Origin of the sequence: Burkholderia cepacia GG4, assembly GCF_000292915.1 — a bacterium.
In the GTDB taxonomy this organism is placed as follows: Bacteria; Pseudomonadota; Gammaproteobacteria; order Burkholderiales; family Burkholderiaceae; genus Burkholderia; species Burkholderia cepacia_D.
Genome location: NC_018514.1, coordinates 1,007,728 through 1,026,056 on the forward strand (window position 1 = coordinate 1,007,728; position 18,329 = coordinate 1,026,056).

Here is an 18,329-nt window from a genome sequence, read left to right on the forward strand (position 1 = left end):
CTCAATGCTCGCAGTGCCGTCGACGATTCCCGCGATGCTGACCGAATCCGCGCGGCGTTACGCGGCGTGCCCGGCCATCGTCGACGACGGGCTTTCGATCGACTACGCGACGCTTTACGACGCGGCACGGCGCGCCGCACGCGCGCTGATCGCACTCGACGTGCAGCCGGGCGAGCGCGTCGCGATCTGGGCGCCGAACCTGCACGAGTGGATCGTCGCCGCGCTCGGTGTCCATTTCGCGGGCGCTGCGCTGGTGCCGCTGAACACGCGGCTCAAGGGCGACGAAGCCGCAGACATCCTCAACCGCAGCCGCGCGCGCGTGCTGTTCTCGATCGGCGCGTTTCTCGGCGTCCGCTATCCTGACATGCTCGCCGGGCACGCGCTGCCGTCGCTACGGCACACGGTCGTGCTGCGCGATCCGCAGGCCGGCGCGGCGGGCTGGGACGCGTTCGTCGCACGCGCCGAGACGATCCCCGAAGCGGTGCTCGACGCGCGGATCGCGGCCATCGGGCCGCACACGCCGTCGGACGTGCTGTTCACGTCGGGCACGACGGGCCGGCCGAAGGGCGTCGTCACCGCACACGGGCAGAACCTGGCCGCGTTCGACCAGTGGTCGACGCTGGTCGGATTGCAGGCCGGCGACCGCTACCTGATCATCAACCCGTTCTTTCACGCGTTCGGCTACAAGGCCGGCTGGCTCGCCGCGCTGATACGCGGCGCGACGATCCTGCCGCAGGCGACCTTCGATGCCGATGCGGTGCTGCGCCGCATCGCGGACGAACGCGTGAGCTTCCTGCCCGGTTCGCCGACGCTCTACCTGAGCCTGCTCGCGCACCCCGCGCTCGACCGCTTCGACCGGTCGTCGTTGCGCGTGGCGGTCACCGGCGCGGCGAACGTCGCGCCCGACCTGATCGCGCGGATGCGCGACCGGCTCGGCTTTCGGTCGGTGCTGACCGCATACGGGCTGACCGAATGCTGCGGGCTCGCGACGGTGTGCCGTGCGGGCGACGACGAGCGTGTCGCCGCGACGACCTGCGGCCATCCGCTGCCAGGGATCGAACTGCGCTGCATCGACGCGGCGGGGGCCGACGTGCCGGTCGGGATGCCCGGCGAGATCCTGATCCGCGGCTTCAACGTGATGCAGGGCTACCTCGACGACGACGCGGCGACCCGCGATGCGATCGACGCGCACGGCTGGCTGCATACCGGCGACGTCGGCGTGCTCGACGAACGCGGCTACCTGCGCATCACCGATCGCCTGAAGGACATGTATATCGTCGGCGGATTCAATTGCTATCCGGCGGAAATCGAGAACATGATCGCTGCGCACCCGCAGGTCGCGCAGGTCGCGGTGATCGGCGTGCCGGATGCACGGCTCGGTGAAGCCGGCCACGCGTTCGTCGTGCCGCGGGCGGGCGCGTCGCTCGACGCCGCGACGCTCGCCGGGTGGTGCCGCACGCGGATGGCGAACTACAAGGTGCCGCGCGGCATCGCGTTCGTCGACGCGCTGCCGCTCAACGCGTCGGGCAAGGTATTGAAGCAGGCGTTGCGCGAATTGTCGGCGCGGGATTCGGCGTGACGTGCGACCATCGACGACAGAACCATCGACATAAAACACTCAACACAGGAGACAACCCATGACGACTCAAACCTCTTCCACGCACGGCGACGTATCGCGCATCGCATTCGATGCACCTTCGACCGGCGTCATCGTGACGGGCGGCGCATCGGGCATCGGCCACGCGTGCGCGGAAGCGCTCGCGGCGGTCGGCCGCCCGGTCGCGATCTGGGACATCCAGGCGGACAAGGCGCGCGACGTGGCGGGCCAGCTCGCCGAGCGCTACGGCGTGCCGACCTTCGGTGTCGGCGTCGACCTGCGCGACGGTGGCCAGATGAACGACGCGCTGGCCGCGACGCGCGCCGCGTTGCCGCCGCTCGGCGGCCTCGTGCACGCGGCGGGCGTGGTCGACCAGAGCGGCATCGACGCGTTGACCGAAGCGCGCTGGGACGCCGTGCTCGACGTGAACCTGCGTGCGCTGGCGCTGCTCGTGCAGGCGGTGCTGCCGGACCTGCGCGCACAGCGCGGCTCGGCGGTCGTCGCGATCGCGTCGATCAACGCGACGCTCGGCAACGGGTTGATTCCGGCCTACACGGCGTCGAAGGGCGGGGTGCTCGCGCTGGTCCGCTCGCTCGCGGACAGCCTCGGCAATGACGGCGTCCGCGTGAACGCGATCTCGCCCGGCCAGATCCTCACGCCCATGATTCAGCCGGTGGTCGATGCGTTGCCCGCCGGCACGTTCGAGCGGCGCATCATGCTGGGCCGGCTCGGCGATCCGGCGGAGATCGGCCGGGTGGCCCGGTTCCTGATGTCCGACGAAGCGAGCTACGTGACGGGCGCCGAGCTGGTGGTGGATGGCGGCAATATTCCGTCGCAGCGGTTCTGAGCGCGGCGCCGCGTTCGGTCGCGCCAGGAATGCAAAACGCGGAGCTGAGGCTCCGCGTTTTTTCATGCGACGGCCTGATCGGCCGTCGAGGTCATCCGATCAGGCCGCCACCGCCCGAGCCCGCGCCATCGTCAGCGCCGCATCCTCGATCATGTCCTCCTGGCCGCCGACGAGCCGCTGCCGGCCCAGTTCGACGAGGATGTCGCGCGCGGGAATCCCGTACTTCGCTTCCGCACGCTTCGCGAACAGCAGGAACGACGAGTAGACGCCCGCATAGCCGAGCGTCAGCGCATCGCGGTCGAGGCGGATCGGCGCGTCCATGATCGGCACGACGAGATCCTCCGCGACGTCGGCAATCGCGAATACGTCGACGCCGGTGTCGATCCCCATCCGGTCGCACACCGCGACGAACACTTCCATCGGCGTATTGCCCGCGCCCGCACCGAGGCCGGCCGCGGCCGCGTCGATCCGGTTCGCGCCGGCGGCGACCGCCGCGACCGAGTTCGCGACGCCCATCGCGAGGTTGTGGTGGCCGTGGAAGCCGAGTTCCGTCTCCGGCTTCAGCGCGGCGCGCACCTGGCCGATTCGCGCAGTCACGTCGTCGGGCAGCATGTGGCCGGCCGAATCGGTGATGTAGATGCAGTTCGCGCCGTACGACTCCATCAGCTTCGCCTGCACGACGAGTTGCTCGGGCGACGACATGTGCGCCATCATCAGGAAGCCGACCGTATCGAGCCCGAGCGTGCGCGCGAGGCCGATGTGCTGCTCCGACACGTCCGCTTCGGTACAGTGCGTCGCGACGCGGATCGTGCCGACGCCGAGTTCGTGCGCCATGCGCAGGTGCTCGACGGTGCCGATGCCGGGCAGCAGCAGCGCCGACACCTTTGCCTGCTTCAGCTCAGGGATCACGGCGCTCAGGTACGCCTCGTCGGTGTGCGCGGGAAAGCCGTAGTTGACCGACGCGCCGCCGAGTCCGTCGCCGTGCGTGACCTCGATCAGCGGCACGCCGGCCGCATCCAGCCCACGTGCGATGTTGCGCATCTGGTCGAGCGTGATCTGGTGACGTTTCGGGTGCATCCCGTCGCGCAACGACATGTCGTGGACGGTAATCTTCTTGCCTGCAAGTGACATCGTGTGACTCCTCGACTCAAGCGGTGGCGGCCGTCGCGGCCAGCATCTGTTCGGCGAAACGCTCGGCCGTGGCGGCCGCGGCGGCGGTCATGATGTCGAGGTTGCCCGCGTATTTCGGCAGGTAGTCGCCGAGCCCCTCGACTTCCATGAACACCGTCACGCGGTTGCCGTCGAACACCGGGCCGTTCTTCAGCGTGTAGCCGGGCACGTAGCGCTGCACTTCCTTGACCATCGCATGCACCGACGCCGTGATCGCATCGACGTCCGGCGGGCCGTCGGTCAGGCAGTGGATCGTGTCGCGCATGATCAGCGGCGGTTCGGCCGGATTGATCACGATGATCGCCTTGCCCTTGCGTGCGCCGCCCACCGCTTCGATCGCGCCGGACGTCGTGCGCGTGAATTCGTCGATGTTCTTGCGCGTGCCGGGGCCAACCGAGCGCGACGACACGGTCGCGACGATCTCGCCGTACGCGACCGGCTGCACGCGCGACACGGCGTACACCATCGGGATCGTCGCCTGGCCGCCGCAGGTCACCATGTTCACGTTCATCTGCGCACTGTCGAGATGCGCATCGAGGTTGACGGGCGGCACGCAGTACGGCCCGATCGCGGCGGGCGTCAGGTCGATCATCTTCACGCCGAGCGCGGTGAGCTTGTCGGAGTTGTCGCGGTGCACGTAGGCGGAGGTCGCATCGAACGCGATGCGGATGTCGTCGGCGGCGACGTGCGGCAGCAGCCCGTCGACGCCCTGGTCGGTGGTCTTCAGGCCGAATTCGCGGGCCCGCGCGAGGCCGTCGGAAGCCGGGTCGACGCCCACCATCCACACCGGTTCGAGCACCGTCGAGCGGCGCAGCTTGTACAGCAGGTCGGTGCCGATGTTGCCGGGCCCGATCAGTGCGCATTTGATTTTCTTCATCAGGTTCGTTCCTTTAGATAAAGCGGACGTCGCAACCGCCGATGCCGGCGATGTGCATCGACAGCGCGTCGCCGGCCGTGACCGGAATCAGTTTCGCGAGCGAGCCGGACAGCACGATTTCGCCGGCGAGCAGCGGCACGTCGTATTCGGCGAGGGTGTTCGCGAGCCACGCGACCGCGTCGGCGGGATGGCCGAGCGCCGCGTCGCCGCGGCCTTGCGCGACGGGCTCGCCGTTTTTCTCGATCGTCATCTCGCACGCGGCGAGGTCGAGCGTGCGCGGATCGACGCGCGCGTCGCCGAGCACGTACACGCCGCACGACGCGTTGTCGGCGACGGTGTCCTCGATGCGGATCGCCCAGTCGCGGATGCGCGAATCGACGATCTCGAAGCAGGGTGCGACGGCGGCCGTCGCGGCGATCACGTCGGTGCGGTCGATGCCGGGGCCGCGCAGGTCGCGTGACAGGATGAACGCGATCTCGCCCTCGGCGCGCGGCGCGATCAGCGCATCGGTGGCGATCGCTTCGCCGGCCGCGTAGTGCATGCCGGACAGCAGGATGCCGAAATCGGGCTGGCGCACGTTCAGCATGTCCTGCACGGCCTGGCTCGTCACGCCGATCTTCTTGCCGACGACCGATTCGCCGCGTTCGACGCGGCGTTCGATGAAGCGTTGCTGGATGCGGTACGCATCGTCGAGGGACAGCCGGCGTGGCCGCCCCGACAGCGGCGCGACCGGCGCGCGGGAGTGCCATGCGGCATACAGCTCGTCGCCGAGCGTCGCATGCAAGCGGTTGGACATGGTAGGGCCCTCGAATGAAACAGGCCGCCGTCTCGGGCGGCGTCGTGCGCCGGAGCCAGGCTCCGGCGCGTGGGTCGCGGGCGTGCCGCGCCGCTCGGTCAGTTGCCCGAACTGCGGATCGCGTCCGGCGAGAAGTACGCCTCGCTGAACTGCGGGCTGCTGTCGAGCTTCGGCATCGGCCCTTCGTTGGTCAGGCGGTCGGCCATGTATGCGCCGGAGATCAGGTCGTGGAAGAACACGACGCCCGGGTAGAACGTCTTCGCGTCATACGCGTACAGCGTCGTCGCGACGTTGGTGCGCCACAGCTGGCCGCGTGCGTCGTAGTTGTCGGCGAGCAGCGTCATCCACGAATCCTCGTCGATGTACAGCACGCGCTTCGCGTACTGGTGGCGGTAGCCGTTCTTCAGCGTCGCCTGCAGCACCCATACGCGATGCAACTCGTAGCGGATGTACGACGGGTTCTCGTGGCCCTTGGTCAGCAGTTCCGCATACTTGACCGAACTGTCCATCGCCTTGTAGTTGTCGTACGGCACGTAGACTTCCCGCTTGCCGACGATCTTCCAGTCGTAGCGGTCGCCGGGGCCGTTGTACAGGCGATCGTCGTCGACGGTGCGGAAGCCGCCCGGGCCCTGCGGCTGGTCATAGCCGTATTCCGGCGCCTGGCGCACGCGCCGCGTGCCGGGGTTGTACATCCACGTGCGCGACGAGTTGTCCGCGCCGGCCTTGTCCCAGTTCGTGAAGCCGACGATCAGCGAGCCTCGGTCGGACAGCGGCAGCTCGGTCGCGTTGCGATAGAACGTGCGGTTGTTCAGGTCGCTCTTCACGTCGTACTTGCCGACGTTGCGCGGCGAGTAGATGTCGTAGCGCACCTTGCCCCACGCGATGTTGCCGTCGGAATACACGACCGCCTGGTCGTAGGTCGCCTGCTCGGTGCCGATCGCCGACGAGAAGCGCTGGTTCCACAGCAGTTCGGCGGCCGTCTTCGGAATCGGGTAGGGCACCTGCGGCGGCGCGTTGGTCAGCCCGTTCGCGTCGGACGTCATCGTCGAATCGGGCGCATACGCGCGGATGTCCTTGTAGACGGAGTCCGCGTAGCGGAAGTCGCGATGGCTCGGATAGACGTTGATCTTGAACGTGGCCGGGTAGCGCTTGAACATCGCCTTCTGGCCGTCGGTCAGGTGCTCCGCGTACTGCGCCATGTTCTCGGCGGTGATCGTCGCGACGGGCTTGTCGCTCGCAAACGGATCGGGGTAGCGGCTGCCGCGCTTGTACTGCACGTCGGGCGGCGTGCCGAGCCACTTGCCCGACCACTCGGGCACGCTGTTGTCCTTGCTCGCGGCGCGTACCGCGCCCATCGGCGTCAGATTGCCGTCGAGCGCCTTCAGGTCGTCCGGCGTGACCTTCGGGAACGACGCCGTCGCGACGAGCGCGCACGCGGTCATCACCGACGCGCGCAGGAGGGGGAGACGAGTTCGTTTCATGACAAATCCTCTTCTTGCTGAGTGACGAGCGGCCGGGCCGCTCAGAAGTGGTAGGTCGCCGTGGCGAGCACGTAGTCGCGATCCGCCAGCGGACGCGTGGTCGGGTTCGGCGAACCGAGGAACTTGGCGTAGACGAGCGACAGCTGCAGGTTGCTCAGGCGCGTGAACGTCACGCCGGCCGTCACGCGGTGATCGCCCTGGCCCGTCAGCGAGCCGAGCGCGCCGGCGAGCGGCGACGTGCCGGTCAGGTCGTGTGTGTAGGTGAGCGGCACGTCGAGATCCCAGCCGTTGAACACGTTCTTGTAGCTGAGCGTCCACGCGATCTCCATCGCGAGCGCGTTGCGCGAGTTGGCGAGCGTCGTCGAGCCGTCGAGCTCGGAGATGCTGCCCGCATGCACGTATGTGAGTTCGCCGATCAGCGACTGCGAGTTCGCGAGGAAGCTCGGTCCGATCGAGTAGATGCCGGACAGGTTGGTCTGCAGCACGTTCGCGCGCGTCGACTGCGGGCCGGTCGGCGTGTTGACGAGCACGGCCGCGCCCTGGCGGTACGACACTTCACCCGCGACGTTCACCGGGCCGATCTGCGTCGAGAAGCTCGCGCCGGTCAGCTTGATGTTGCTGAAATAGGTTTGCTGGTACTGGAGCGTCGGGAAGAAGGTCGTGACGACGCTCGGGTTCATGTCGTTGTAATGCAGGTGGTACAGGCCGAGCTCGGTGTCGCCGAGCACGCGGAAGCGTGCGCCGATACCCCACTGGTTACGTGCGCTCGGCTTGTCGTCGGGACCGCGCGGAATGATCATCCCGCCCGGGCCGATGATGAATTGCGCACCCGGACCCGTCACGTCGGAATAGCTCCAGTAGGTGCCGGGCGCGGTCAGGCGGTTCTGCTGGAACGAGAACTGGTAGTAGCCGAGCAGGCTGAAGTTCGGCGTGATCTGCCATTGCGTCGAGATCTGCGGCACCGGCAGCAGGATGTCCTTCACCTCGGCGCCCGCCATGTACGACTTGGTCGCATCGGCCGGCCCCTGCGCGCCCGCGATGTTCGGGAAGAACAGGCTTTCGCCCCACGCGACCACCTGGTCGCCGACCTTCACGTTCAGGCTCGTCGAGCCGAGATGGAACGTGTTGTACGCGTACGCGGCAAGCAGCGTCGTGTGGCCGCCGGACCAGTAGCGCGCGTCGCTCGTGAAGTTGTTGTACTGGCCCGACTGGTTCACGGTGCCCGGCGCGTCGTTGTAGTTCGGGCGGTGATAGGCCTGGTCGTAGAACGTGTTCGCGCGGACGAATACGCCCCAGTCGTCGTGCTTCAGGTTCACTTCGCCGAGCAGGCTGACCTGGTTCTCGATCAGCTTGTTCTTCGCGAAGTTGCGGTCGCCGTCGTCGCCGTTGATGTTCGCGGGCGTCAGCAGATTGCCGCTCGGCGCACGCGTGCGCATGCCGAGGCCGTAACTCAGCGTGAACGTGTAGTCCAGCGTCGTGTCGGCGCCAAGGTCGATCGTGCTGCCGGCGTGCGCGTTGGGAACGGCGCACGTCAGCAGCGCGGCGGCCAGCGTCGACAGCGTGGCGGTGGCCCGCTTGTCGGTACGGCGCGAAATCCGTTGATGCATGGTGTCTCCTCTGGGGGTATCGACGACGGTCGACTGTGGTTGTCGTGAGAGGCAGAGTAGGGAGATCGCGTTAGCAGGGAATCGTCAAAATGAACTAGATGACTTCCCTAGGACTAGAAACGATCGCGTCGCGCCGCTCGCGCTGCGGGCGTCATCGCGCGTCCGTTTGTGCTGCCGACAAGAACGCGGGTCGCTCCCCGCCGCCGTCAAGCCGCAGGTTCGCGCCGGACGTGTACGACGCCTCGGGCGACGCGAGGAACAGGCACGCCGATGCGACGTCGTCGGGGGTCGCGAGCCGTCCGGCCGGAATCGTCGCGCGGATCGCGTCGAGCGCGTCGTCGTCGCCGTAATGACCTTCGGTCGCGGATTCCGTTTGCACCAGGCTCGGGCTGATCGCGCACACGCGCACGCGCGGCGCCCACTCGACCGCGAGCGACGTGACCGCGTTGACGAGGCCCGCCTTCGCGGCGCCGTAGGCGGTCGTGCCGGGCGACGGCCGCGACGCGCTGACGCTCGCGATGAACAGCATCACGCCACCGTGGGGCTGCGGCTGCATGATCGCGTTCACGCGCTGCGCGAGCTGCAGCGGCGCGATCAGGTTCAGCCGCACGATCGATTCGGTGAAGCGCGGCGATGCGTCGGCCGCGAGCACGAACGGCGAGCCGCCCGCGTTGTTGACGAGCACGTCGAGGCCGCCGGTCGCATCGCGGATCGTCGCGAGCATCGCGTCGACCTGCTCGATGTCGCGCAGGTCGGCCGCGATGAAGCTGGCCGTGCGGCCGCTGGCCGAAGGCGGCGTGTCGGGCGCGCTGCGCCCGCACACGAACACGCGTGCGCCCGCCGCGAGAAACCGCTCGGCGATGCGCCGCCCGATGCCCTTGGTGCCGCCCGTCACGAGCACCGTCTTGCCGCTGTAGTCGAATCCGTTCATCGTCTGCCTCCGTTTCGGTGGCCCGATGATAGAAACAAGCGCGCGCGGCTTCGTAGTCTGAAAGGATGATGCCGGCCGGCGCCGGCGGCGCAATCATCGTGGCAAGCATCCATCGACCGACGAAGGAGACAACCCGCGATGACGACCCCCACGACGCCGCCGGCCGGCATCTTCACCGACGTACCGGGCGGCCTGCGCCTGCATCATTTCGAGGCGGGCAAAGGCCGGCCGGTGGTGTTCATCCACGGCAGCGGCCCGGGCGCCAGCGGTTTCAGCAATTTCAAGCACAACTACCCCGCGTTCGCGGCCGCCGGCCACCGCGCGATCGTCGTCGACCTGCCCGGCTACGGGCAGTCGTCGAAGCCGTCCGACGTCGCCTATACGCTCGATTTCTTCGTCGGCGCGCTGCACGCGCAGCTGTCCGCGCTCGGCATCGGGCCGGCCGTGCTGCTCGGCAACTCGCTCGGCGGCGCGATCGCGCTGAAATACGCGCTCGATTACCCCGCTGAAGTCGACGGACTGATCATGATGGCGCCGGGCGGCGTCGAGGATCGCGATACCTATTTCCGGATGGAAGGGATCCAGCGGATGGTGAAGCTGTTCACCAATCGCCAGATGAATGACGACACCATGCGCGAGCTGCTGACGCTGCTGGTGCACGACCCCGCGATCGTCACCGACGCGCTCGTCGCCGAGCGGATGAAGGTGTGCGTCGAGCAGCCGACCGAAGTGCTGTCGACGATGAGCGTACCGAACCTGACGGGTGCGCTCGGCGACCTGCGCTGCCCGATACTCGGTTTCTGGGGCACGGACGATCGCTTCAATCCGGTCAGCGGCGCGATGAAATTCCTCGAACACTGTCGCGACGCGCGCTTCGTGCTGCTGAACCGCTGCGGCCACTGGGTGATGGTGGAACACGCGGCCTATTTCAACCGCGAATGCCTCGATTTCCTGGCCGCGCCTGCCGCGACCGCCGCACGATAACCCCCGGATGCCCTTGATGGCCGGCCCGTTCGAGGCCGGTCCGCCCGATTACACGGAGACTCCATGAAACTCATCCAAGACCTGTTCGACCTGCGCGGCAAGGTGGCCGCGATCACCGGCGGCGCGCGCGGCATCGGCGCGGAAACGGCACGCACGCTGGCCGCGGCCGGCGCGAGCGTCGCGATCCTCGACGTGCTGTCGCAGCCGGCAGAAACGCTCGTCGAAGAGATCCGCGCGCAGGGTGGCCAGGCCTCGTTCTGGTCGCTCGACGTCACGCAGGAAGCCGACGTGTCGCGCGTGTTCGGCGAGATCGTCGCGCGTTTCGGGCGTCTCGACGTACTTGTGAACAACGCGGGTATCGAAGGGCACAACGTGCCGACGCACGAGCTCACGCTCGCGCAGTGGCAGCGCGTGCAGGACGTGAACGTGAACGGCGTGTTCCTGTGCACGCGTGCGGCGATCCCGCATATCGATGCAGCCGGTGGCGGCTCGATCGTGAACCTGTCGTCGATGTACGGCATCGTCGGCGGCCCCGACGTGCCGGCGTATCACGCATCGAAGGCCGCGGTGCGGATGATGGCGAAGGTCGACGCGATGCTGTACGCGGCGAAGAACATCCGCGCGAACTCGGTGCATCCCGGCTATATCCGCACGCCGATGCTCGAGGACGCGTTCCGCCAGATGGGGCAGGACCCCGACAATGTTTTCGGCTATCTGCAGACGCACGTGCCGATGGCGAAGATCGGCAGCCCGCGCGACATCGCGGCCGGCATCCTGTATCTCGTGTCGCCGGCCGGGCGCTACGTGACGGGTGCGGAGCTGGTGATCGACGGCGGCTATACCGCGCGCTGACGCGGTGCGGCAGTCGCAACGAAACAGGAGACAGGCAGTTGAAAGTGCTCGTGGCAGTGAAGCGCGTGGTCGACGCGAACGTGAAGGTGGGCGTGAAATCCGATCGCACTGGCGTCGACATCGCGAATGTGAAGATGTCGATGAACCCGTTCGACGAAATCGCGGTGGAAGAGGCCGTGCGGTTGAAGGAAGCCGGCGTCGTGACCGAGGTGGTGGCCGTGTCGGTCGGTGTCGCGCAGGCGCAGGAAACGCTGCGCACGGCGCTGGCGATCGGCGCGGATCGCGCGATCCTCGTCGAAGCGCATGACGGCGTCGAGCCGCTCGGCGTCGCGAAGGTGCTGAAGGTGCTGGTCGACAAGGAGCAGCCGCAACTGGTGATCCTCGGCAAGCAGGCCATCGACGACGATTCGAACCAGACGGGCCAGATGCTGGCCGCGCTGGCGGGTCTCCCGCAAGCGACGTTTGCGTCGAAGGTGACGGTCGCCGACGGCAAGGCAACCGTTGCACGTGAAGTCGACGGTGGTGCGGAAACGCTGTCGCTTCGACTGCCCGCCGTCGTCACCACGGATCTGCGCCTGAACGAGCCGCGTTACGTGACGTTGCCGAACATCATGAAGGCGAAGAAGAAGCCGCTGGAAACCGTCAAGCCCGACGATCTCGGCGTGGACGTGACGCCGCGCCTGAAGGTGCTCAAGGTGAACGAGCCGCCGAAGCGCGCGGCCGGCGTGAAGGTGCCGGACGTGAAGACGCTGGTCGACAAGCTGAAGACCGAAGCCAAGGTGCTGTAACAGGGAGCGGAAGGACATGACGATTCTGGTAATTGCCGAGCACGATGCGGCAACGGCGGGTGGCGCTTCGCCGATCAAGGTCGCGACGCTGAATACGGTGGCGGCGGCGGTCGAGGTTGGCAAATTCGGCGGCGGCGACGTTCACGTTCTTGTCGCCGGCCACAATGCGCAAGCGACGGCCGACGCAGCGGCGAAGATCGCCGGTGTTTCGACGGTGCTGCTGGCCGATGCACCGCAGCTCGCGGACGGTCTCGCCGAGAACGTCGAAGCGACGGTGCTGGCCGTCGCGTCGAACTACTCGCACATCCTTGCGCCGGCGACGGCCTACGGCAAGAACGTCGCGCCGCGTATCGCCGCGAAGCTGGACGTCGCGCAGATCTCCGACATCACGGCGGTGGTGTCGGCTGACACGTTCGAGCGCCCGATCTACGCAGGCAACGCGATCGCGACGGTGCAGTCGGGCGATCCGGTCAAGGTGATCACGGTGCGTGCGACGGGTTTCGATCCGGTTGCGGCGGAGGGCGGCAGCGCATCGATCGAGAAGATCGATGCAGCGCCCGACGCAGGGATTTCGCAGTTCCTGAGCCGTGAAGTGACGAAGCTGGACCGTCCGGAGCTCACCAGCGCGAAGATCATCGTGTCGGGCGGCCGTGGTCTCGGTAGCGGCGAGAACTACACGAAGGTACTCGAGCCGCTGGCCGACAAACTGCAGGCGGCGCTAGGCGCATCGCGCGCGGCAGTCGACGCCGGCTACGTGCCGAACGACTACCAGGTCGGCCAGACCGGCAAGATCGTCGCACCGCAGCTGTACATCGCGGTCGGCATCTCGGGGGCGATCCAGCATCTGGCCGGCATGAAGGATTCGAAGGTGATCGTCGCGATCAACAAGGACCCGGACGCACCGATCTTCAGCGTGGCCGACTACGGCGTGGTCGGCGACCTGTTCACGCTCGTGCCCGATACGGCCGCGGTGCTCTGAGCGATGCCGCTGTTCGAATTCAACGGCATGCGGCCGCGCGTCGATCCGTCCGCGTACGTGCACCCGAGCGCGGTCGTGATCGGCGACGTGACGATCGGCGCGGGCTGCTATATCGGCCCGCACGCGAGCCTGCGCGGCGATTTCGGCGCGATCGTCGTCGCCGACGGCAGCAACGTGCAGGACGGCTGCGTGCTGCACGTGGGCATCGGCGAGACGTGCCGGCTCGGCGTGAACAGCCACATCGGCCACGGCGCGATCGTGCACGGCGCGACGCTCGAACCGGACACGATGATCGGGATGAACGCGGTCGTGATGGATGGCGCGACGATCGGCGCGACGACGATTGTCGCCGCCTGCGCGTTCGTGAAGGCCGGTTACGACGTGCCGCCCGGCGTGCTGCTCGCGGGCGTGCCGGGGCGCGTGGTGCGGCGCTTGAGCGAGGCGGAGATCGTCGCGAAGGCGAACGGCACGCGGATCTACCAGCAACTGGCGGTGGATTGCCTGAAGGAGCTCAGGCAGGTCGACGACGCGTAAGCGTCGCGCGCCATCGTCCCGGCGGTGCGCGCTCGTCGACGATCGGCACGCGCGTGTGACGTTCGGTCGCGGCTTTTCTCGGGGTTTATGCCGATGGCGACGCGCGATCGTGCATGCCGTTCGTGACATCCGTGCCGCAGCGATTGCCTGATGCGGCGTCGTTGTCTTAAGATCGGCGTCAGACCAGCCCACCGCCTCCGGCGCCGAATGAAAACGAATATACGCCTGCGTGTCGCCATCATTGCTTCGGCTTTCGCCTTCTATCACGTATTCATGCACGTCCAGTGGGTCGTCAGCGGTTGCATCGAATTCCTCGGCAGCCGGCATTGCAGCTTCGAGAACACCGCGAATTTCGAAGGGATGATGGACTTCGATCTGCTGCTGACCTGCGCGTGGGTCGCGGGCGCGCTGATGGGGTGGTTCACCATCGCGCGCGCGCCGAAGAAGCCCGGCTAGCCGGGCGGGCGTCGCGCCGCCGCTTATTGCGTGCGCACCGGCTCCGGCCGGTCGTGCAGGATCGCGAGCGACAGCGCCGCGAGACCGCAGCTGGCGATCAGCATCAGCAATGCACCCTTGCCGGCGTGCACCATCACCCAGCCGCCGACCGAAGGGAACCCGAATGCACCGAGGAAATACGACGCGACGAACCACGTCAGCACGCCGTGCCGTTGCGTGTCCGCGCAATCGTTGACCGCCTGCGCCTGGATCACCGGGTAGACGAGACCGTAGCCGGCGCCGAGCAGAATGGCCGCGATGGACTGGAACGATGCATGCGCGGACGCGCCGAACATTGCGAGCGCGCCGAGCAGCATCATCACGAGCAAACCCTTGGTCGCCGTTTCCGGGCGCGCCATCCTGACCCATCGCCCGAGCAGCCAGCGCGCGGTCACCACCGTCATCGTGTAAAGACTGAAGAATGTGCTGGGGCGCGCGTGCGTGCCTTGCATCAGCGACATCTGGAACGTCATCAGGCCGGAGAACACGCAGGTGCCGAGTGCGATCATCGCGATCGGCGCGGCCGCGCGCGTGCGCGAGATGGCGCGGAGGTCGCGCACCCAGCGTCCGCCGGGCACGGATGCGGGCTTGCGCGGGCACAGTCGGCCGAATGTTTCCAGCAGCAGCGACGCCACCACGCACAGGGCGCCGACCGCATAAAGCGTGTCTTCGATCGACCAGTGGAGCATCCTCATCGCATACGCGGCAAACGCCGGGGACGCGCCGATCCCCGTCATCTGGAACGTCGCCGATCGAAAGAACCATCTGCCGCGCTCCGCGCCGCTGGTTCGCTCGGCCAGCGACATCGGCGCGGCCAGGTGAAACGCGCCCCAGCCGAACCCGACCAGGAAACCGGACGCCAGGTCGGCGGACGGCACGCGTCCGCCGAGCGCGAAGCCGACGATGCCGGTGCCGATGCACAGCGACGACAGCGCGGCGATGCGCGCCGTGCCGATCTGCTGCGAGAACCAGCCGACGAACGACAGGCCGGCGAAGGTGCCGACCGTTGCGGCGGCAAGCGCCGCGCCGGTATCGAGGTCGCTGCCGCCGATCGCGCGGAATCGCATCGATAGCAGGAAGGTCGCGCCATAGCCGCCCGCGGTGAGCAGGGTGCCGAAGAGGAACAGCAACGCACTGTGAACGCGCATGACAGCCATCCTGGGCAGCGGTGACGGTCGGAGAATCGTCGACTGCGAAACAGTATGTACCAGGACCCATGCGGGGTCCCCGCATTCGTTATGTCGCGGCGGTCCTGCCGGCTTTCGTCGGACCTGGCGCGAACCGGATGCGCCGGATGCTCCATTTGGCCGTGTGCGGCCCGTTACGACGTGGTCGCGGCGCGAGGATCGATTCGTCGGATCAGCCTTGTTGCAGGCCGCGCCGGCAGCGCTTTGCCGGGGCGTCGGCGCCGCTCGGGCGCGCTTTGCTTTCCCCAGTGCCGTGCACTAGATTCGAAGCGTGATATGTGTCACCAAATGTGCGAGGTGGAGCCATGACGCCGTGGGAGATTCAGGGAACCGAGCTGCTGAACTGCAATTGCTCATACGGTTGCCCCTGCCAGTTCAATTCGCTGCCGACGCACGGCAACTGCGAAGCGATGGGTGCGATTTCGATCGACAGCGGACACTACGGCGACGTGGTGCTCGACGGCGTCCGGATCGCGGTCGTATTCCAGTGGCCCGGGCCGATTCACGAAGGCCACGGAAGGTGCCAGCCGATCGTCGACGAGCGGGCCAGCCCGGCGCAGTGCGAGGCCGTGCTGAAGATCATGACTGGTCAGGATACCGATCCATTCGCGACGATGTTCTCCGTATTCGCGTCGACGCTCGAGCAGGCCTACGATCCGATCTTCACGAATATCGAGTTCGACGTCGATGTCGATGCGCGGCGCGGCCGGATCAGCGTCGAAGGCGTGTTCGACGTCGTCGGCGAACCGATCCGCAATCCGGTGACGGGCGCCGACCATCGCGTGCGGATCGACCTGCCGCACGGCTTCGAGTACGAGCTTGCCGAGATCGGGTCGGGCACCGGCCGCTCGCATGGCCACATCGAGCTGGATCTCGAGCGGAGCTACGCGCAGTTCGCGCGGCTGCACCTGAACAACCACGGAGTGGTCCGGCATCGCGTCGCGGCATGATTCCGGTCGACGAATTCCTCGGACGGGAGCGCGTCGTCACGCTGCTCGGCATGACCGTGCTCGTCGGCGCGTGCTGGGTCTACCTGTGGACTGGGGCGGGCACCGGCATGTCGGCGCTGCAGATGACGGCGGTCGCGCTGTTCCCGCACCGGCTGGCCGACGACCTCGGCGCCATGGATCCGTCGCTCGCTACCGTGATCCTGATGTGGTGGGTGATGATGATCGCGATGATGACGCCCGGCGCGGCGCCGCTCGTGCTGCTGTACCGGCGCGTGCTGCGGCATCACGATGCGGACGGTTCCGGCTCGGCGTTGATGTCGACGTTCCTGCTGGCCGGCTACCTGAGCGCGTGGCTCGCGTTCTCGGTCGGCGCGGCCGTGCTCCAGCGGCTGCTGCAGCCCGCCGGCCTGATCTCCGGGATGATGCTGTGGTCGAAGAGCGCCGCGCTTTCCGCGACCGTCCTCGCGCTGGCGGGCGTCTATCAGTTCTCGCCGCTGAAGCACGCTTGCCTGCGGCAATGCCGGTCGCCGGTTCGTTTTCTCGCCACGTACTGGCGACCGGGCGTCGCGGGCAGCTTCCTGCTCGGGGTGCGGCACGGTGCGTATTGCGTGGGCTGTTGCTGGCTGCTGATGGCGCTGCTGTTCGTCGGCGGCGTGATGAATGTCGTGTGGATCGTCGCGTTGTCGCTGTTCGTGCTCGTCGAGAAAGTGCTGCCCGGCGGCGAGCGCGTCGGCCGCGCGCTGGGCGTCGTGCTGATCGCGTGGGCCGTTGCGACGTTGCTGGTTTAGCGGGCGCATTCGTTACCGGCCGTACCGGGGAGTCTATCGATGAAGATCCGATCCATCGCCGTCACCGTTGCAGCCTTCGGCGCGATGACCGTCGTCGCGAGGCCGGCATGCGCGGGCGGCAGCATGTCCGACATGAACATGGGCGACATGAAGATGGCGGCGCCGGATAGCGCACTGACCGACGCCGAAGTGAAGCGGATCGATGCCGCGCACGGGATGGTGACGCTGAAGCACGGCGCGCTCGAGAACGTCGGGATGGGGCCGATGACGATGACGTTCAAGGCCGGCGACCCGGCGATGATCGAATCGCTGCACGTGGGCGACAAGGTCAGGGTGCGGATCGAACGCGTGAACGGCACGCTGACGATCGTGAAGCTCGTGCAACGGCAGTGACGCTCGCGCAAGCGATCGCTTTCCGGGCGACGGTCACGAGCCGCTAGTGCTGACCCGGGCCGTCACCGGAATCGCCGTCGGCATCGGCGCAGTTCAATTCGACGCCATTGCCGGCCGGGTCGGTGAAAAACAGCTGCAACTGACTCGTGAGCGGAACGTACCGGCGCGTGTACCGGACCTGAGCATCGGCCAGACGCCGTTCGACGTCCGCGGCGTTCGCGCATGAAAACGCCACATGGTCGAACGTATTGACGACGTGCGCCGGCCGCACCTCGCCCGGCCGCGCTTCCGACAGATGGAGAATCGCTTGCGCTCCTGCGTAGAGCCAGTAGCCGGCGCTCTGAAACGGCGGCCGAAAGCCAAGCTCGAGGCCCACGACGTTCACGTAGAAATCGCGCAGCGTATCGAGCGTCGATCGATCCGCGCGCAGGTTGTAATGATTGAGTCCGATCACTGGCATGGCAGATTGTCCGGTTCGTGCAAGGTGAGTACAGCATCGCGCAGCGTGAGGCGTTCTGTCACCCCCGAATGCCTTTGATCCCCACAGACGGGCGCGCCAGCCCGCGCGCCGGCAGCGGCGTCGACATCACGATCGACGTGCGCGTTTCGCCGTACAGGTTGATGCGCTCGATCAACCGTTCGAGGTGCGTCATGCTGACGGCGACGAGCCGCATCACGTAGGAATCCGCGCCGGTCACGTGATGGCACTCGACGACTTCCGGAATCGTCTCCAGCAGCTTCAGGAATTTCGCCTTCGCCGGCTGCGGCACCGTGATGCCGATCAGCGCGCTCACCGGGTAGCCGGCCGCGGCCGGATTGACCCGCGCGGTGTAACCGTCGATCACGCCGGCTGATTCGAGGCGTTTCACGCGTTCCGTCACCGCCGGCACCGACAGGTGAACTTGGCGGGCCAGCTCCGTGTAGCTGACGCGGCCGTTGGCCTGCAGCAGCGCGAGTATCTTCCAGTCGAGTTCGTCCATCGCGGTAGGTTTTTTAAGGTGGAGCCGCCATTTTTCCTTAAAAACCGCCTTCATCGGCGATCGGACTTTCCCTACGATTCGGATGCATGTCAT

General features: G+C 67.2%; 20 protein-coding genes. 11 read left to right on the forward strand and 9 right to left on the reverse strand.

Going from position 1 to position 18,329, the window contains the following annotated elements; translation table 11 throughout:
• The first annotated feature begins 4 nt into the window (after nt 1–4).
• Together GEM_RS20350 and GEM_RS20355 are read left to right on the forward strand one after the other, a co-directional pair.
• Nucleotides 5–1,579, forward strand: a complete 1,575-nt coding sequence (locus GEM_RS20350; protein WP_041490769.1) for a FadD3 family acyl-CoA ligase — start codon at nt 5–7, stop codon at nt 1,577–1,579.
• A gap of 58 nt (nt 1,580–1,637) precedes the next feature.
• Nucleotides 1,638–2,444 (forward strand): SDR family NAD(P)-dependent oxidoreductase, encoded by an 807-nt coding sequence (locus tag GEM_RS20355; protein ID WP_014899266.1) that lies wholly within the window; start codon nt 1,638–1,640, stop codon nt 2,442–2,444.
• A 99-nt stretch (nt 2,445–2,543) separates the two neighbouring features.
• Here the strand turns inward: GEM_RS20355 and dmpG are convergent, their stop codons facing one another.
• The 6 genes from dmpG to GEM_RS20385 form a co-directional block, all read right to left on the reverse strand.
• Nucleotides 2,544–3,575, reverse strand: a complete 1,032-nt coding sequence (gene dmpG, locus GEM_RS20360; protein ID WP_014899267.1) for a 4-hydroxy-2-oxovalerate aldolase — start codon at nt 3,573–3,575, stop codon at nt 2,544–2,546.
• A 16-nt stretch (nt 3,576–3,591) separates the two neighbouring features.
• Complete coding sequence (locus tag GEM_RS20365) at nt 3,592–4,491, reverse strand: acetaldehyde dehydrogenase (acetylating) (protein WP_014899268.1); 900 nt, start codon at nt 4,489–4,491, stop codon at nt 3,592–3,594.
• Between the two features lie 13 nt (nt 4,492–4,504).
• On the reverse strand, nt 4,505–5,287 hold the full coding sequence (dmpE, locus tag GEM_RS20370; RefSeq protein WP_014899269.1) for a 2-oxopent-4-enoate hydratase: 783 nt from the start codon (nt 5,285–5,287) through the stop codon (nt 4,505–4,507).
• Nucleotides 5,288–5,385: 98 nt separating this feature from the next.
• Entirely contained in the window at nt 5,386–6,768 is a 1,383-nt protein-coding gene (locus GEM_RS20375; protein ID WP_014899270.1) for a DUF1329 domain-containing protein, read from the reverse strand.
• A gap of 41 nt (nt 6,769–6,809) precedes the next feature.
• Nucleotides 6,810–8,375 carry a DUF1302 domain-containing protein gene (locus GEM_RS20380; RefSeq protein ID WP_014899271.1) on the reverse strand — a complete coding sequence of 522 codons (1,566 nt, stop codon included), beginning with the start codon at nt 8,373–8,375 and terminating at the stop codon, nt 6,810–6,812.
• 151 nt (nt 8,376–8,526) lie between these two features.
• Nucleotides 8,527–9,306, reverse strand: a complete 780-nt coding sequence (locus GEM_RS20385; protein ID WP_014899272.1) for an SDR family oxidoreductase — start codon at nt 9,304–9,306, stop codon at nt 8,527–8,529.
• 138 nt (nt 9,307–9,444) lie between these two features.
• Here GEM_RS20385 and GEM_RS20390 point away from each other — a divergent pair, with 138 nt between their 5' ends.
• The 6 genes from GEM_RS20390 (at nt 9,445) to GEM_RS20415 (ending at nt 13,899) form a co-directional block, all read left to right on the forward strand.
• Nucleotides 9,445–10,290, forward strand: a complete 846-nt coding sequence (locus tag GEM_RS20390; RefSeq protein ID WP_014899273.1) for an alpha/beta fold hydrolase — start codon at nt 9,445–9,447, stop codon at nt 10,288–10,290.
• A gap of 63 nt (nt 10,291–10,353) precedes the next feature.
• Nucleotides 10,354–11,142 carry an SDR family NAD(P)-dependent oxidoreductase gene (locus GEM_RS20395; RefSeq protein ID WP_014899274.1) on the forward strand — a complete coding sequence of 263 codons (789 nt, stop codon included), beginning with the start codon at nt 10,354–10,356 and terminating at the stop codon, nt 11,140–11,142.
• 38 nt (nt 11,143–11,180) lie between these two features.
• Entirely contained in the window at nt 11,181–11,930 is a 750-nt protein-coding gene (locus GEM_RS20400) for an electron transfer flavoprotein subunit beta/FixA family protein (RefSeq protein WP_014899275.1), read from the forward strand.
• A gap of 16 nt (nt 11,931–11,946) precedes the next feature.
• Complete coding sequence (locus tag GEM_RS20405) at nt 11,947–12,909, forward strand: electron transfer flavoprotein subunit alpha/FixB family protein (protein ID WP_014899276.1); 963 nt, start codon at nt 11,947–11,949, stop codon at nt 12,907–12,909.
• A 3-nt stretch (nt 12,910–12,912) separates the two neighbouring features.
• Nucleotides 12,913–13,443 carry a transferase hexapeptide repeat family protein gene (locus GEM_RS20410; RefSeq protein ID WP_014899277.1) on the forward strand — a complete coding sequence of 177 codons (531 nt, stop codon included), beginning with the start codon at nt 12,913–12,915 and terminating at the stop codon, nt 13,441–13,443.
• A gap of 207 nt (nt 13,444–13,650) precedes the next feature.
• On the forward strand, nt 13,651–13,899 hold the full coding sequence (locus GEM_RS20415; protein WP_014899278.1) for a hypothetical protein: 249 nt from the start codon (nt 13,651–13,653) through the stop codon (nt 13,897–13,899).
• A gap of 23 nt (nt 13,900–13,922) precedes the next feature.
• On the opposite strand, the gene GEM_RS20420 is transcribed toward GEM_RS20415, so the two are convergent.
• On the reverse strand, nt 13,923–15,086 hold the full coding sequence (locus GEM_RS20420; protein WP_014899279.1) for an MFS transporter: 1,164 nt from the start codon (nt 15,084–15,086) through the stop codon (nt 13,923–13,925).
• Nucleotides 15,087–15,430: 344 nt separating this feature from the next.
• On the opposite strand from GEM_RS20420, the gene GEM_RS20425 reads away from it, so the two are divergent.
• The 3 genes from GEM_RS20425 to GEM_RS20435 are packed head-to-tail and all read left to right on the forward strand — an operon-like array spanning nt 15,431 to nt 17,256.
• Nucleotides 15,431–16,075, forward strand: a complete 645-nt coding sequence (locus GEM_RS20425) for a DUF1326 domain-containing protein (protein WP_014899280.1) — start codon at nt 15,431–15,433, stop codon at nt 16,073–16,075.
• A complete protein-coding gene (locus GEM_RS20430) occupies nt 16,072–16,863 on the forward strand; it encodes a DUF2182 domain-containing protein (RefSeq protein ID WP_014899281.1) in 792 nt (263 codons plus the stop codon). The genes GEM_RS20425 and GEM_RS20430 overlap by 4 nt, the downstream gene beginning before the upstream one ends.
• A 39-nt stretch (nt 16,864–16,902) precedes the next feature.
• On the forward strand, nt 16,903–17,256 hold the full coding sequence (locus tag GEM_RS20435) for a copper-binding protein (RefSeq protein ID WP_014899282.1): 354 nt from the start codon (nt 16,903–16,905) through the stop codon (nt 17,254–17,256).
• A 43-nt stretch (nt 17,257–17,299) separates the two neighbouring features.
• Here the strand turns inward: GEM_RS20435 and GEM_RS20440 are convergent, their stop codons facing one another.
• Nucleotides 17,300–17,716 carry a VOC family protein gene (locus GEM_RS20440; RefSeq protein WP_014899283.1) on the reverse strand — a complete coding sequence of 139 codons (417 nt, stop codon included), beginning with the start codon at nt 17,714–17,716 and terminating at the stop codon, nt 17,300–17,302.
• A gap of 58 nt (nt 17,717–17,774) precedes the next feature.
• Nucleotides 17,775–18,236, reverse strand: coding sequence for an Lrp/AsnC family transcriptional regulator (locus GEM_RS20445; RefSeq protein WP_041490770.1), 462 nt, complete (start codon nt 18,234–18,236; stop codon nt 17,775–17,777).
• Between the last annotated feature and the right edge of the window lie 93 nt (nt 18,237–18,329).